We start from the raw sequence: 15,364 nt of genomic DNA on the forward strand, positions 1-15,364 counted from the left end.
CGATAGATGGATGAAGAACGTTTGCTTTCGCCTGATGCGGATGACAGCGATAAAAGTTTAGAGAAATCATTACGTCCTCGCTATTTGGCACAATATATTGGACAAGACAAAGTAAAACAAGAACTGTCGATTTATATCGAAGCTGCTAAAAATCGGGAAGAAGCGTTAGATCATGTGCTGCTTTATGGGCCGCCGGGTCTTGGTAAAACAACGATGGCAATGGTGATTGCGAATGAAATGGATGTCCAAATCCGTTCAACTAGCGGTCCAGCAATCGAACGTCCGGGTGATTTAGTCGCCATTTTAAATGAATTGGAACCTGGCGATGTTTTATTTATCGATGAGATTCATCGCTTGCCACGAGTTGCCGAAGAGACCTTATATTCAGCGATGGAAGATTATTATGTCGATATTATGGTGGGACAAGGTCCGACAGCACATCCAGTTCACTTTCCATTACCGCCGTTTACTTTAGTAGGGGCAACGACTCGAGCAGGGATGCTGTCAGCACCTTTGCGTGATCGTTTTGGGATCATTTCGCATATGGAATATTATGAAGAAGACGATTTACGAGAAATCGTTTTACGTTCGGCAGATATTTTTCAAACAGAAATTGTCGAGGAAGGCGCGATTGAAGTTGCCCGCCGTTCACGTGGCACACCACGAATCGCCAATCGTTTGTTGAAACGGATTCGTGACTTTGCACAAGTCCAATCAGATGGAGTGATCGATCAAGTAGTCGCTGATCAAGCCTTAGGATTATTACAAGTCGATGAAGCTGGGTTAGATTATGTCGATCAAAAATTATTAAAAACAATGATCGAACTGTATCATGGTGGACCGATCGGTTTGAGTACATTGGCGGTCAATATCGGAGAGGAACGCGAGACGGTCGAAGATATGTATGAGCCGTATCTGATCCAAAAAGGGTTTATCAAACGGACACCGCGAGGGCGAGTGGCAACACCGTTAGCCTATGAACATTTTAATTATCCATATCAATCATAGAGGGTGAAACGATGGCGGAAGGAAAGACGACCAAAAATACTTTGGTTCAAGCATTAGTCGAGCTATGCCAAGAAAAAAATTATGATAAGATCACTGTTCAAGATATCAGTCAGAAGGTCCGCTTGAACCGCCAAACATTTTATTACCACTTCAAAGACAAAAATGATCTGCTCCACTATGCGTATTATCAAAAGGGGTTGGATTATTTAACTTCAGACGAATTGAAATTAGTGAATTGGGAAGAGTCTGTCTTATTGATGTTGAAAGAAATGCAAGAATACCATCAGTTTTATCTGAATACTGTAACCGCAGAACCTGAAGTATTGACTAAAGAATTTATCGAATTAGCAAAGCAATTATTTGTTCGCTTGTTTGATGATGTCGATCAAGAAGGAGCATTGTCTTCAATCGATAAAGAATTCTATGCGCGCTTCTTAGCTTATGGTTGTGGTGGTATTTTGATCGATTGGTTGTTGGCAGATGCCGAGCAACCGCCGATCACGATTGCCGCTCAATTGTTTCGTTTTGCTAAAGATATCGAATTTTTTGCTTATCGCTTATATGAAAAAGACCAACACGAGAGTTAAAACTCTTGTGTTAGCCCATTAACGATATAACTGATTGGTTTTTGTTCACTGAAAGCAATCGCATTTTTAGCAACGATCGCCGCCATTTGATTTCGCGCCTCTACGCTGGCATTACCGATATGCGGTGTTAAAATCACATTGTCTAAGTCTTGGAGCCCAGTACTGACAGCTGGTTCAAACTCATACACATCCAAAGCAGCGCCAGCGATTTTTTTGTCTTTCAATGCTTGAAGCAAATCGATCTCATCGATAAGTGGCCCGCGAGCCGCATTGATCAATAAAGCGGTATCTTTCATCGTCTCAAATGTTTCAGTAGTTAATAAGTGTCGCGTTTTTTCAGTCAGCGGTGCATGCAAAGTCAGAACATCGGCTTGTTGGATCACCTCTGTTTGAGAATAATAAGTGGCATTTAATTGCTCTTCGGTTGTTTGATCTAATTGATGCCGCTGTGTATAAATAATCTTCATACCAAATGCTTGCATCATCTTAGCAACAGTCTGACCAATCTGGCCCATTCCAATGATTCCCAAGGTTTTGTCTTTCAATTCATGACCTAAAAAGAATAAGGGTGCCCAGCCATCAAAGCCATCGCCGTGCATCAGCCGATCTCCTTCAACGATGCGACGAGACAAAGCAATGATCAGTCCGGCGGTTAATTCGGCAGTCGCATGAGTGGAGACAATCGGTGTGTTAGTGACATAGATTTGTTTTTCTTTTGCATAAGCCGCGTCGATATTGTTGAAGCCAGCACCAAAGTTGGCAATCAATTTTAAATTTGGTGCTGCATCGATGACTTCTTGATCGACTTGAGTCGATAACGGACAAATCAAGATTTCGCAATCGGCAATCTCTTTGATCAACTCGGCTTTTGAAATCAAGCCTTGTCCGTTAAAGACCGAAAAATCTAATTTTTTATCCTCTAATAAGGCAGTACCCAACTCAGGAAGTTGAGCGGAAAGATAAATTTTACTCATTGATATCCCTCATTTCATTTCGTTAAATTGACTATAGCACAGGAGGCAGAACATGAAAAAGATTCTATTTGTTTGTATGGGAAATATTTGCCGTTCACCAATGGCAGAAGCGATCTTTCGTGATGCGTTAGCTGAGGAACAATTAACTGATTTTAAAGTGGATTCAGCTGCTACGAGCCAATGGGAAATCGGGAATCCGCCACATCACGGAACGAAAAAAATATTGAAACAACATCATATTTCATCGGAAGGCATGCAAGCGCGCCAAGTAACGACAGAAGACTTTTATGCTGCTGATTTTATTATCGGGATGGATCAAGAAAATGTTTCTGATTTAATCCAAAGAGCTCCAGAAGAAACGAAGAAAAAAATCTATTTGTATCTTGATCGGGTTCCTGGATATGAAGGAAAAAGTATTCCCGATCCGTGGTACACGGGAGATTTTAAAGAGACATATGACTTAATCGAAAAAGGATTACCAAATTGGTTAAATTTTTTTGAAAATGATTAGAATTCTTGTCTTTTTTTAGAAATTTAAGTAAAATCAAACTACGCTCTTGATAGGAGGAAACTGGATGACTAAAAACGAGAAACCCAGAAAGAATTTAATCAAGTTATTTTCAAATTCATCGTATCGCTTCATCTCGGATTTTTTGAATGATTCTGGTGACAAACGTGCTCAAGAGCAAGCAAATGAGAATATTTTTCTTAAACTAAAGATGGCTGCTCTACAAAATAGTTTAGTCGTTATTCAAGTTCAAGATGAAAAAAATGAAGATAAATTTCGGACTATTTCTGGTTGGTTGCCAAAAGTCGTCAATAATGATTCGATCGTTATACGAACACAAGATAACCAATTAGTCATGCTGACGATCGATCGGATCAAAAAGGTGACGACCTTATCACCAAGTGGTGATCAAGAAAGCATTTCACGATAAATTTAATACATTTACGAGTGTGAAAACTTTTGGTATACTCGGAATGTACTAAAAAAAGAATAATACTTTCACAAAGGGGAGCCCACGGGCTGAGATTGAGTTTACTCTAAACCCTAGTACCTGTTTCGGTTATTCGAGCGTAGGAATTGTGATGAAGTAATACTGTTACTTCTCCTTTGTGGACTGTATGTTCAAAAAGGAGGAGTTTTTTTATGAGTAAAACAAGAATCATGATCGAAGGAACGATCGTTGCAGCATTAGCATTTATGCTGTCATTGATCCCAACATCGATCGGCAGCAGCTTCACTATTTCTTTAGGAATGATCCCCATGGTGTTGTTTGCATTAAGACGGGGCGTAAAACCCGGGTTGCTATCTGCATTTATTTGGGGGATTTTACACTTTCCTGCCGGCGATGTATATTTTTTAAGTGTGGTCCAAGTGTTGATTGAATATCCGATTGCCTTTACATTTGCGGGCTTTGCAGGTCTATATGCCAAAAAAGTTCAACAAGCATTGGTCGATCAAGATATCAAAACAGCTCGAAAGAATATTATCTATGGAACATTTACAGGAACTGGCGCTCGTTTTTTCTGGCATTTTATCGCTGGAGTAGTTTTTTGGGGTAGTTATGCTTTGTGGGGAATGAATCCATGGATCTTTTCATTAGTGATGAATGGACTTAGTGGTTTAGCAACTGCTGTAGTGACAGCTATCGTTGCTGTAGTGATCGTTGAAAAAGTGCCGCAATTGTATTTGCCCAAAGGAAGTAAATTAATCGAAAAACATAGTCATTAGAAAAAAGCAGTTGCTATCTAGCAACTGCTTTTTTAGCGAAAAGAAAAGGCAGGATCATCGTGATCCACATCTAATGACCAACGTTGTTTTGCTGTATCGTAAGTGATTTCTCCCACTTGCTGTTCTTTTTTATAATTTTGAGTATTACGGCGCCATCCCTTTTCATCTGAAAGATAAATCGGGATGTGATACATTCTATTTTTCAGTTCCGTTTGAGTCAAACAAAACAGAGCACCTTCTTGTAAAATTGGATATAATTCTTTTAAAATTTCACCGTCTAAGGGGGCTACTGAAGAGCCCTTTCGGAAAAATGAACGGCGGTCATTGATCTTTTCTAAAACGATTCGTGTCAGTTTTCGCGCGAGTATCCGATAAAATTCATCTAAATAGCGATAGTAGACCCGCATTGTCTCATTACCTAAATTAAAATAAACAAAATTATTTTGTAGTTTATAAAAGAAAGGTGAATGGAGATGCGTTCGCATATGACCAAAATAAAGAAGTTCAGATATTTCTAATGGAGTAAGTTCCTTCAGCATTGCGGGATCATTAAAATCAATCCACTTGTTGCTCTTAGAATAATTAAAAGTTTTTGTGTTAAAAAAATTGTGAATCTGTTCTGGACTATCGATGATTTTCAGTCCTGTATGCGGATCGTATTCGCCTGCTTCAGCCACAGGATCTAATAATAACAAATGATTCGGCTGATGGACGATCCCGTTCACAAAATCGTTGGGTGATAGGCCTTTTGATAGTACAGCATTACTTGTAGAATCAATATAAGCAAATATTGTATCTGGCACTCATCCTCACCCTTTCTCATTCTTGTCACAATTATTTTAACTTAATAATAAAAAAAAAGCTCGTATCTTTTATTTTAAAATTAGATTACAATTCCCTTAAAAACCGCAACATTCAGGTACATTTTTAGCATTTATAATCATTTTAATAAATAACAGTTCGTTAATCTTATTATTTCTTTTTTTTAATTTTTCTTTAGTAACTGAAAGTAGATTCACTACTAAATATAGAATATGATATGATAGTGGCGAAACTGTGGGGGGCTCATAATGAAGAAGAAACGCAATTGGTTGGTCAATATTTTTCTATTTTTATTATTGTTAGTAGGTCTAGCGCTGATTTTCAATAACCAGATCAAATACTTTTTGATGCAACATAATGGTGAACGTTATGCGGTAGCAAAATTGGATCGCACGGAGATCGACAAAAATATGAAAAAAGAGGCTTCGTTTGATTTTGATGCTGTGCAGCCGGCTAGTACCGAGGCAGTCTTACAAGCGCAATTAAGTAATAAACAATTACCAGTGATTGGTGGGATCGCTATTCCGGCGGTTGAAATCAATTTGCCGATTTTTAAAGGGTTGTCGAATGAATCCTTACTTTATGGTGCAGGGACCTTGGCGGCTGATCAAAAAATGGGTGAAGGAAATTATGCTTTAGCGAGTCATCGAGCGGATCGTCCGGGGCTTTTATTTACACCGTTAGATGGTATCAAAGAAAATGATTTGATTTATTTAACCGATCTGAATAATATCTATACGTATAAAACGACTCTTAAAGTTCGGGTTCAGCCTACCGAGGTCAAATATCTCGATGTTGATCCAGACAAGAAGCAAGTTACTTTGATTACTTGTGGGGAGATCGAAGGAATCACCCGGATCATCGTTCAAGGAGAGTTGATCGCCGTCACACCAGTCAACAATGCGACAGATACGATGAGAAATGCTTTCCAAATGGAACAACGAACGTATTAATTCCTACTCCAAGGCTTGCCTTGGAGTTTTTTACTGTCTTAAATTTCTGCTATACTAAAAGCAGACAATTATACAAGGAGCAAGTAGCGATGCTGAAAAAAACATATGTGTCAGAACTATCTACTACATGGAAAGAGTTTCAACAGGCGCACTTACTTTTCCCGTTCTTTTCTTCTCACCAACAAGCACGAACACATTATGTGGCGGCAGCTAAAAATGGTCGAGGGTATCGAGTGATCGATGGAACGAATCAGCTGTGGTTCGTTAAAAATGAAAAAGCGGACGGATGGCAGATCATCAATTTGTTGAGTTCTGCTGATAGCAGTTGGGAACGAGTGATCGATTTACTAGAAAAATCCGCACGTCAACAATTCAAGCAGTGGCTTGCTTTAAGTTTTGAAGCTAATCCTGTTTTGGATCATTGGCTAGTTTCTAAAGGTTATCGATGGATTGAAGGCCAGTGGCAAAAAAAAATGGTTTATCACACGGGGTTAATTTTAGGGGGCGGAGGTGCTAGAGGTGCCTACCAAATCGGTGTTTGGCAAGCATTACTGGAAAAAAAGATTCAATTTGAGTTGATCACTGGGACTTCTGTCGGAGGATTGAACGGCGCTCTGATTGCTCAAGGTGACTATCACCAAGCAGTATCATTATGGGAAGAGATTGAAACCGATAAAATATTAGAAGTGACTTTTAATGAGGTAGAGGAAATTGATTTTTCAGCTCAGGTACAACAATTACGGACATTTTTGCGAACGTCGTTGAAACAACGCGGTGTGTCATCAAAACCGCTTAAACACTTATTGAGTGAACATTTAGTGCCGCAAAAAATAAAAAACGGCATCCCTTTTTATAGTGTGACAACCAAAATACCTGCTTTCCAAGAGGTAGTCGTTTGTTTGAATCACTGCTCTTCTGGGGAAATCATCGATTGGTTGATGGCATCAGCCGCTTTTTTCCCAGTGATGGCTATGGCTAAAATCGGAACGGAATACTATGTTGATGGTGGTTATCGTAATAATCTGCCAGTCGATGTGGCATTGAACCATCAAAATTTGACTGAATTGATTATTGTAGATGTTCATGGCCCTGGTTATGATAAAAAATATCACTTGCCAGAAAATGTAGCAGAATTAAAATTGGCCAGCTCTTGGAGTCTAGGTGATTTATTTTTATTTCAGCAGTCCCGCTCGGCAAAAAACCGGTTACTAGGCTATTTAGAAACAAAAAAAGCTTTAGGTGATCTGCAAGGCACACGTTATTCCTTTGATGCTCAAGCAGATTTTGAGACATTGACTAAAGCCTTTATTCGATATAGTCAAAAAAAAATACCCCTTGAACTAGAAGAATTAAGTCTTAAATTACAAAAATTTTTCCATCAGTCTTTTCCTATCGAATTGATGAGTCAATTTTTCTTAGAATTCTTTGCCTATTGGACCCGAGTCTCACCGTTGAAGAGCTATACTTTATCTGAATTTATTCAAAACGTCATCCAGCAATTTAAATTGCCGGAACCGATCGTTACAACCGATTATTCTGTACAGGAACAAATAGAAGGCTTTATTGAAAATAATAATGTATTCTCAGTGTATCGACATGTCGTACAACTAGCGCAACAACCGAAGGACTTTCCGAGAACGTATCGTCGGTGGCCGATCCAAACGTTGTTGGCACTATTTATCAATTATTTACAGGAGGAAATCTAATGGCAGATTTTAATTATGAAATCGTAGAAGAGATCGCAGTATTATCAGAAAATCCGAAAGGCTGGCGTAAAGAATTAAATTTGGTCAGCTGGAATGAACGTCCGCCAAAATTCGATTTGCGTGATTGGGCACCGGGACATGAAAAAATGGGTAAAGGTGTTACCTTTAGCAATGAAGAGTTTGCCGCATTAAAAGAAGCTTTAGCAAAAATGTAAAGCCTTGATTCTTATTATCGAGAAAGGAAATAATCTGAATGAAAAGTATGACAGGATATGGTCAAGCCAATCAAATAAATGAAGCCTATGAATTAACGATCGAATTAAAAAGTGTCAACAATCGGTTTCTCGATTTACAGATTCGGATGCCGAAAGAATTAAATCCTTATGAAGCAGATTTGCGGAAAATCGCGAAAGAAAAGGCCCAACGTGGTCGAGTCGATGTTTTCGTCAATCTGACTCCTTTAAAAAGTGGCAATAAAAAAGTTCAAATTCATTGGGAATTGATCGAACAATTAGTTTCTGAATTGCAAACTGGAGGGAAAGAACGTTTTGGCATTGTGGATTTCCCTGTGGAACAAGTATTGGTCAAAGCGATGGAACAAAGTGATTTCGTGACTTTGGTCGATCAACAATTAGAAACAGAAACATTAAAAGAATTGTTCCAAACGACTGCAATCGAAGCGTTCACTCAATTAGCTAAAAGTCGCGCGCTTGAAGGGGAGGGCATTCAAAAAGTATTGTTAGAATATGGTCAAAAAGTCCAGTCGTTAGTCATGGAACTACAGAGTTTTGTAGCAGAATATGAAGCTGATTTTCAACAAAGGTATCAAGCAAAACTAGAAGAATACTTAGGGACAACCGTTGATCAAGATCGTTTGCTGACTGAACTGGCGATCTTACTGGAGCGTGGGGATATCCATGAAGAATTGGATCGTTTGATGATCCATCTGGAAAAAATGGCTAGTCTTTTACAAGCAACTGGTCCGGTAGGTAGAGAATTGGATTTTCTATTGCAAGAAATGAATCGTGAAGTTAATACGATCGGCTCAAAATCCAGTCCGATCCGTATCAAAGATATCGTGGTACAATTAAAAACGATTTTGGAAAAAATTCGCGAACAAATCCAAAATGTCGAATAAAATAGCGAAATTTTATAAGAATTAATGAGCAGCTTAGCGAAGCCACTTGAAATATTCGGAAAAAAAGTGCACAATAGGCGTTAGCTAAAAAGAGCATGAAAGGGCGTTAGTATGTCTGAACGAGGACTGTTGATTGTATTGTCGGGACCTTCCGGAGTTGGAAAAGGAACGGTCAGAAAAGCCATTTTTGAAAGAGACGATAATGAGTTTCAATACTCTGTCTCAATGACCACACGCAAAATGCGAGCGGGTGAAGTGGACGGCGTCGATTATTATTTCCGCAGCAAAGAAGAATTTGAGGCGATGATCGAAGCAGGTGAAATGTTGGAGTATGCCGAGTATGTCGGAAATTATTATGGCACACCATTAACTTATGTAAATAAAACATTAGATGAGGGCAAAGATGTCTTTTTAGAAATCGAAGTCCAAGGCGCACAACAAGTAAAGGATAAGGTGCCAGATGGCGTCTTTATTTTCTTAACACCGCCAGATCTTGCGGAATTAAAAGCACGAATCGTAGGTCGAGGCACTGACAGCCCCGAAGTGATTGATGAACGTATGCGTGTTGCACGCCAAGAAATTGAAATGATGGCTCTTTATGATTATGCCGTTGTGAATGATCAAGTACCAAAAGCCGTTGATCGAATCAAGGATATTATCGTCAGCGAACATTACCGCGTTGACCGAGTGATTGGCAAATATATTAAAATGTTAAAGGAGATATAAGCTTATGATGTTAAAACCTTCAATTGATACATTGTTAGACCACGTAAATTCAAAATATTCATTAGTTATCTTAGCGAGCAAACGTGCCCATGAATTAGATGCAGGTGCGCAACCAACTTTAGATTCATTTGAATCAGTAAAAAGTGTGGGTCAAGCGTTAGAAGAAATTGATTCAGGAACCGTGATCAGTGATCCACATCCTGAAATTAAACGTGAACGTTTAAAAATGGAAGAAGAAGAACGCAGCATGCAACGTGAACGTGAGCAACGTGATCTAGAAGCGCGTATCCGCAGTGAAAAAAACTAAGCGTGAAACGCGCTGATTAAGTGTAAGTGGGATTGTACCAATACTTTTGGCACAGTCCCTTCTTTTTTGTGAGAAAAAAGTAAACGAAAACATAGGACTAAAGGTAAAAGTTTTATTTACATAGGTGATTCATTAGCTCTAGATGAACAAAATTTAGTACAATAAATGAGGAATGGAGGCGGAAAGAATGAAATTAGCACAAGTGATCGTAGATGTCCCTGCGATGCAAACGGATCAGCCATTCAGTTATTTGATCCCGCCTCAATTGACCGTCGAAGTCGGCATGCGGGTGGAAGTCGGTTTTGGTTCTCGACATGTCCAAGGATTTGTGATCGGGTTTGAAGATGCTCCAGAACCATTACCAACGAATTTAAAGCCCATCATTCGTGTACTGGATTTGGCACCTGTATTGAATCAAGAATTATTAGCTTTGGCTGATTATATGAAAGACACGACGTTTGCTTTTAAAGTGACTTGTTTGCAAACGATGTTGCCGAGTGTAATGAAGGCAGATTATCAAAAACGATTGTATCTTTTAATAGATGATCCAGTGATCCAAGCAAAATATTTTGGTACAGCTGAATCGATCACTTGGGAAGAAGCAGAAGCCAAAGGGTGGTTGAAAGAATTAGCACGCTTGCGAGAGCAAGGGATCATTGAACTTCGTTATGAAGTACATACAAAAAATAAAATCAAAACTGAACGCTATATTAAACGAACATTTCCACCAGAATGTCTAACAGAATTAAAGGCATCATTGCGAAAGAATTCGCCTAAACAAGAACAGCTGCTTGACTATTTAGCAGCATTAGCAGATGAAGAATTAGTTGCTGTCAAACAGCTGAAAGCCGAAGAGTTTACCTTAGCTAATTTAAATCAAGCAGAAAAAAAAGGCTGGTTGACCTTTTTAGCGATTGAAAAATATCGGGACCCTTATGCTGAAAGAAAGATTGAACAAACAGCAGCATTGCAGTTGAATGATGAACAGCAAGCAGCTTATGAAGCAATTAGTAAAGCTAGCGCAGACAATGAGCATAAAGTATTTTTATTGGAAGGCGTAACTGGTAGCGGTAAAACAGAAGTTTATCTGCAAGTGATCCAAGACGTTTTAGCAAAAAAACAGACAGCGATGATGTTGGTACCGGAAATTTCTTTAACCCCTCAGATGGCGACCCGCTTTAAGGCGCGCTTTGGCAGTGAGGTCGCCGTTTTACATAGTGGTTTATCTCAAGGAGAAAAATATGATGAATGGCGTAAATTAGAACGTGGCGAAGCACATGTAGTGGTCGGTGCTCGTTCGGCTATTTTTGCTCCTTTAGAAAACCTAGGTGTGGTCATTATCGATGAAGAACATGAAACAAGTTATAAACAAGATGAATCACCACGTTATCATGCAAGAGATCTAGCTATTTGGCGTGGCAAATACCATAATTGTCCGATCGTACTAGGCAGCGCGACTCCTTCGTTAGAGTCACGTGCACGGGGTCAAAAAGGTGTTTATCAACTAATGAAATTGACGCAGCGTGCTAATCGTAATGCGACATTGCCGACTGTTGAGATCGTCGATATGCGAGAAGAAATGCAACGTCGTCTAAATTCATCTTTTTCAGAAAGTCTCGAAGAAAAAATTCGTGATCGATTAGCTAAAGGTGAGCAAAGCGTCTTATTATTGAATCGTCGCGGGTATTCATCATTTGTAATGTGCCGTGACTGTGGTTTCGTTTTGCCGTGTCCAAACTGTGATATCTCACTGACGTTACATATGGATACGAAGACGATGCGTTGCCATTATTGCGGTCATGAAGAAGCTATTCCGCATCGTTGTCCGAATTGCGGAAAAGATAAGATCCGCTATTTTGGGACAGGGACAGAAAAAGTTCAAGAAGAATTAGCGCAATTGATTCCCGAGGCCCGGGTCTTGCGGATGGATGTCGATACTACTCGACGTAAGGGTGCTCACGAAAAAATATTAACGGCTTTTGGGGATCATGAAGCAGATATTTTATTAGGCACTCAAATGATCGCAAAAGGTTTAGATTTTGAAAATGTGACACTGGTCGGTGTTCTGAATGCCGATACGGCTTTGAATCTGCCTGATTTTCGTTCGAGTGAGCGTACATTTCAATTACTGACTCAAGTGAGTGGTCGAGCAGGACGCGGAGATAAAGCCGGTGAAGTAGTGATCCAAACATTCAATCCGGAACACTATACGATCAAGTTAGCACAACATCATGACTATGAAAATTTCTTCCAAAAAGAAATGCGGATTCGTCACCAAACAGATTATCCGCCGTATTATTACACGGTCAAAGTGACTATCTCTCATCAAGAAGAAATGCGCGCAGCTCAAAAAGCCTTCCAATTGGCGGAACAAATCCGGCATCAATTGAGCCCGCAGAGTATTCTGTTAGGACCAACGCCAGGCGCGATCTTACGGGTCAAAAATCGTTATTATTATCAGTTGATCATTAAATATAAACATGAGCCACGCTTGCAAAAGACATTAGAAGATATTTTACAAGTCAGTCAGAAAGATCAGCGTCAAGGTCTATTGATCGCGATCGATAATGAACCGATGTATTTTATCTAAAAATATAGAAATAAAGCAAAGAAAGAAGGAACGTCATGCGTTACCCTATTATTCTCCATCCAGACGAACGTTTGCATAAAGTGACTGAACCGATCGAATATGTGACTGATGAGATCGTTACGTTACTAGATGATATGTATGAAACAATGATCGCTCATGATGGCATCGGGATTGCTGCCCCTCAGATCGGCAAAAATCTTAGAATCGCTGTAATTGAAGTGGAGGAAAATGATCGTTTTGATTTGATCAATCCAGAAATCATTGATCGAAAAGGAACTAGTATCGATGTTGAAGGCTGCCTTTCAATCCCTGAAACTTATGGAACTGTAAAACGAGCAGATGAAGTGACGGTTCGTTATTATGATCGTGAAGGGTCAGAAATGGAAGTTACGGCATATGGTTATTTAGCCCGAGCATTTCAACACGAAATCGATCATTTGGACGGCAAATTATTTATTGATCAAATCATCGAAAAAATTGCCCCTGAAGATTTAGAACGTTATATGGAGGAACATGTTGATGACTAAAATTGTATTTATGGGAACACCAGCCTTTTCAGTCCCGATTCTAGAAAGTTTGATCGAAGCAGGCTATGATATCGCAGCCGTGGTGACTCAACCAGATCGTCCAGTCGGCCGAAAAAAAATTATCACACCGACGCCTGTCAAAGAAGCAGCAGTCAAACATGATTTATTGGTTTTACAACCAGAAAAAATCAGTGGTTCGCCGGAAATGGAAAAAATTAAAGAACTAGCACCAGATCTATTGATCACAGCAGCTTTTGGACAATTTTTACCAGAAAAGTTATTACAAGTTCCTAAATTAGGTGCCATCAATGTCCATGCATCGTTACTACCTAAATATCGTGGCGGTGCCCCTGTTCATTATTCCATTATGGAAGGTGATTCAGAAACTGGTGTGACGATCATGGAAATGATCAAAAAAATGGATGCGGGCGGTATCTTCAGTCAGAAAAAAATTGCGATTACTAAACAAGACGATGTCGGTACGATGTTCGAAAAATTAAGTGTTGTAGGACGCGATTTATTACTTGAGACATTACCTAAAATCATTTCAGGTGAATTAAAACCCGTTCCACAGAACGAAGCAGAAGTTACTTTTTCACCAAATATCAGTCGTGAGCAAGAAGCGATTGACTGGAATAAAACAGCGGAAGCCGTGGACAATCAAGTACGCGGCATGCATCCTTGGCCGGTCGCTTTTACAACATTTGAAGGCGCACGCTGGAAAATTTATCATGTGACGCCATTAGATGAACAAACGACTGAATTGCCTGGGACGATTATCGCGCGGACTAAAAAAGCCTTACACATCGCATGTGGTCAAGGGACTGTTTTAGCCATCGATGAATTACAACCTGCCGGCAAAGCAAAACAAACAGTCCAAGCTTTTTTAAATGGTAGTGGACAAGCAATCACAGAAGGACAGCGGGTGGGATAAATGGCAAAAATACCTAAGAAATTATTACATTCTGTTCGTTTTACAGCATTAGAAGCGATTGAACGGATCAATCGCGGCGGGGCTTATTCTAATTTATTGTTGAATGAATTGATCCAGAAAAATAAAGTCGACGGCAAAGACACGGCGTTACTGACAGAGCTAGTCTACGGTACGATCAGCCGTCAGTTATTATTAGCCTATGAAATCGAACCATTCATTAAAAATGCTAAAAAAGTTGATCCGTGGGTCAAAAGTCTATTGCAACTTTCTGTTTATCAAATGCTGTATTTAGATCGTGTACCTGATCATGCAATTATCAATGAAGCTGTTGAAATCGCAAAAGCAAAAGGCAATCCGGGTACAGGGAAATTTGTTAATGGAGTACTGCGCTCGATTCAAAGAAAAGGTGTGCCATCAGTAGCACTGATTAAAGATCCAATCGAACGTTTAGCAACAGAGATCAGCATGCCTGTTTTTCTAACTGAAAAATTTGTAGCCGAAATCGGTGAAGCTGAAACACGTAAATTAGGCTTGTCATTGCTTGAACCAAGCCGAGTGAGTGCACGAGTAGATGTTCGCTTTTTAACCCGTGATGAAGCCATTGAAGCTTTAGCTGAAGATGGGATCGAAGCGCGCGAAAGTGAGCTTTCACCATACGGTATCGTTGCAGATCGTGGTTTTTTAGCAGGTAGCGAATTATTTCAAAATGGTTGGCTAACGATTCAAGATGAAAGTTCGATGCTAGTGGCTCAAGCGTTACAGATCGAACCTGGTCAAAAGGTATTAGATGCTTGTGCGGCTCCAGGTGGGAAAACAACGCATATCGCAGCTTTATTACAAGATAGCGGCTCAGTCACTGCACTCGATATTCATGAACATAAGTTGAAACTCGTTCAAGAAAATGCGGAACGTTTGCGCGTAACTGATCGAATCGTAACCAAAGAACTGGATGCACGAAAGGCAGCAGAAACATTCGAATCAGAAAGCTTTGACCGTATTTTAGTCGATGCACCTTGCTCAGGTTTAGGGTTGATGCGTCGCAAACCAGATATCAAATATCAAAAACGAGCAGAAGACTTTATGCAATTATCAAAAATTCAACTGGATATTTTAAATAGTTGCGCACCTACTTTGAAAAAAGGTGGGATTATGGTATACAGTACTTGTACTGTTGCACCGGAAGAGAACCAACAAGTAATCGAAAAGTTCTTAAACGAACACGCTGATTTTGAAAAAATTGATTTGTCATTAGATTCAAAAGTACAGCAAGCGATTCAAGATCAAATGCTGATCCTATATCCAGAGATGTTTATGACTGATGGATTCTTTATTTGTGCAATGCAAAAAAATTAGATAA

At 39.5% G+C, this 15,364-nt stretch carries 17 protein-coding genes and 1 riboswitch; of the genes, 15 read left to right on the top strand and 2 right to left on the bottom strand.

Translation table 11 applies throughout. The features are described from left to right. Positions 1 to 6 precede the first annotated feature (6 nt). Positions 7 to 1,008 (top strand): Holliday junction branch migration DNA helicase RuvB, encoded by a 1,002-nt coding sequence (gene ruvB, locus ACKTSC_RS06700; protein WP_407855870.1) that lies wholly within the window; start codon positions 7 to 9, stop codon positions 1,006 to 1,008. A gap of 11 nt (positions 1,009 to 1,019) precedes the next feature. Continuing rightward, positions 1,020 to 1,595: a TetR/AcrR family transcriptional regulator gene (locus tag ACKTSC_RS06705; RefSeq protein ID WP_332580193.1), complete on the top strand. Its 576-nt coding sequence runs from the start codon at positions 1,020 to 1,022 to the stop codon at positions 1,593 to 1,595. Here ACKTSC_RS06705 and ACKTSC_RS06710 read toward each other — a convergent pair. Then, positions 1,592 to 2,569, bottom strand: a complete 978-nt coding sequence (locus tag ACKTSC_RS06710; protein ID WP_407857177.1) for a 2-hydroxyacid dehydrogenase family protein — start codon at positions 2,567 to 2,569, stop codon at positions 1,592 to 1,594. The two genes, ACKTSC_RS06705 and ACKTSC_RS06710, sit on opposite strands and share 4 nt — an antisense overlap. Positions 2,570 to 2,621: 52 nt before the next feature. Between ACKTSC_RS06710 and ACKTSC_RS06715 the strand changes: the two genes are divergently transcribed. From ACKTSC_RS06715 to thiT, 3 genes are all read left to right on the top strand, one after another. Beyond that, positions 2,622 to 3,080 carry a low molecular weight protein-tyrosine-phosphatase gene (locus tag ACKTSC_RS06715; RefSeq protein WP_407857178.1) on the top strand — a complete coding sequence of 153 codons (459 nt, stop codon included), beginning with the start codon at positions 2,622 to 2,624 and terminating at the stop codon, positions 3,078 to 3,080. 64 nt (positions 3,081 to 3,144) lie between these two features. Beyond that, positions 3,145 to 3,507 carry a hypothetical protein gene (locus ACKTSC_RS06720; protein WP_332580190.1) on the top strand — a complete coding sequence of 121 codons (363 nt, stop codon included), beginning with the start codon at positions 3,145 to 3,147 and terminating at the stop codon, positions 3,505 to 3,507. Between the two features lie 64 nt (positions 3,508 to 3,571). Next, positions 3,572 to 3,670, top strand: a riboswitch (TPP riboswitch). Positions 3,671 to 3,719: 49 nt separating this feature from the next. Further along, positions 3,720 to 4,304, top strand: a complete 585-nt coding sequence (thiT, locus tag ACKTSC_RS06725; protein WP_407857179.1) for an energy-coupled thiamine transporter ThiT — start codon at positions 3,720 to 3,722, stop codon at positions 4,302 to 4,304. 32 nt (positions 4,305 to 4,336) lie between these two features. On the opposite strand, the gene ACKTSC_RS06730 is transcribed toward thiT, so the two are convergent. Continuing rightward, a complete protein-coding gene (locus tag ACKTSC_RS06730) occupies positions 4,337 to 5,107 on the bottom strand; it encodes a hypothetical protein (protein ID WP_332580188.1) in 771 nt (256 codons plus the stop codon). A gap of 267 nt (positions 5,108 to 5,374) precedes the next feature. Between ACKTSC_RS06730 and ACKTSC_RS06735 the strand changes: the two genes are divergently transcribed. The 10 genes from ACKTSC_RS06735 to rsmB all read left to right on the top strand — a co-directional run bounded on the left by ACKTSC_RS06735 (position 5,375) and on the right by rsmB (position 15,360). Next, the gene (locus ACKTSC_RS06735; protein ID WP_407857180.1) at positions 5,375 to 6,079 is read left to right on the top strand and encodes a class A sortase; all 705 of its coding nucleotides are present in this window, start codon (positions 5,375 to 5,377) and stop codon (positions 6,077 to 6,079) included. A gap of 89 nt (positions 6,080 to 6,168) precedes the next feature. Next, a complete protein-coding gene (locus ACKTSC_RS06740) occupies positions 6,169 to 7,785 on the top strand; it encodes a patatin-like phospholipase family protein (protein WP_407857181.1) in 1,617 nt (538 codons plus the stop codon). After that, on the top strand, positions 7,785 to 8,000 hold the full coding sequence (locus ACKTSC_RS06745) for a YdbC family protein (RefSeq protein WP_407857182.1): 216 nt from the start codon (positions 7,785 to 7,787) through the stop codon (positions 7,998 to 8,000). The genes ACKTSC_RS06740 and ACKTSC_RS06745 overlap by 1 nt, the downstream gene beginning before the upstream one ends. 38 nt (positions 8,001 to 8,038) lie before the next feature. After that, the gene (locus ACKTSC_RS06750) at positions 8,039 to 8,923 is read left to right on the top strand and encodes a YicC/YloC family endoribonuclease (RefSeq protein ID WP_407857183.1); all 885 of its coding nucleotides are present in this window, start codon (positions 8,039 to 8,041) and stop codon (positions 8,921 to 8,923) included. A gap of 111 nt (positions 8,924 to 9,034) precedes the next feature. Continuing rightward, positions 9,035 to 9,649, top strand: coding sequence for a guanylate kinase (gene gmk, locus ACKTSC_RS06755; RefSeq protein ID WP_332580183.1), 615 nt, complete (start codon positions 9,035 to 9,037; stop codon positions 9,647 to 9,649). 4 nt (positions 9,650 to 9,653) lie between these two features. Beyond that, positions 9,654 to 9,956 (top strand): DNA-directed RNA polymerase subunit omega, encoded by a 303-nt coding sequence (gene rpoZ, locus ACKTSC_RS06760; RefSeq protein WP_407857184.1) that lies wholly within the window; start codon positions 9,654 to 9,656, stop codon positions 9,954 to 9,956. A 187-nt stretch (positions 9,957 to 10,143) separates the two neighbouring features. Further along, complete coding sequence (priA, locus tag ACKTSC_RS06765; protein ID WP_407857185.1) at positions 10,144 to 12,546, top strand: primosomal protein N'; 2,403 nt, start codon at positions 10,144 to 10,146, stop codon at positions 12,544 to 12,546. 35 nt (positions 12,547 to 12,581) lie between these two features. Next, entirely contained in the window at positions 12,582 to 13,073 is a 492-nt protein-coding gene (gene def / locus ACKTSC_RS06770; RefSeq protein ID WP_332580181.1) for a peptide deformylase, read from the top strand. Further along, positions 13,066 to 14,007, top strand: a complete 942-nt coding sequence (gene fmt, locus ACKTSC_RS06775; protein ID WP_407857186.1) for a methionyl-tRNA formyltransferase — start codon at positions 13,066 to 13,068, stop codon at positions 14,005 to 14,007. The genes def and fmt overlap by 8 nt, the downstream gene beginning before the upstream one ends. Beyond that, positions 14,008 to 15,360 (top strand): 16S rRNA (cytosine(967)-C(5))-methyltransferase RsmB, encoded by a 1,353-nt coding sequence (rsmB, locus tag ACKTSC_RS06780; RefSeq protein WP_407857187.1) that lies wholly within the window; start codon positions 14,008 to 14,010, stop codon positions 15,358 to 15,360. Positions 15,361 to 15,364 lie beyond the last annotated feature (4 nt).

This window comes from Enterococcus hailinensis (assembly GCF_045862035.1).
In the GTDB taxonomy this organism is placed as follows: Bacteria; Bacillota; Bacilli; order Lactobacillales; family Enterococcaceae; genus Enterococcus_A; species Enterococcus_A hailinensis.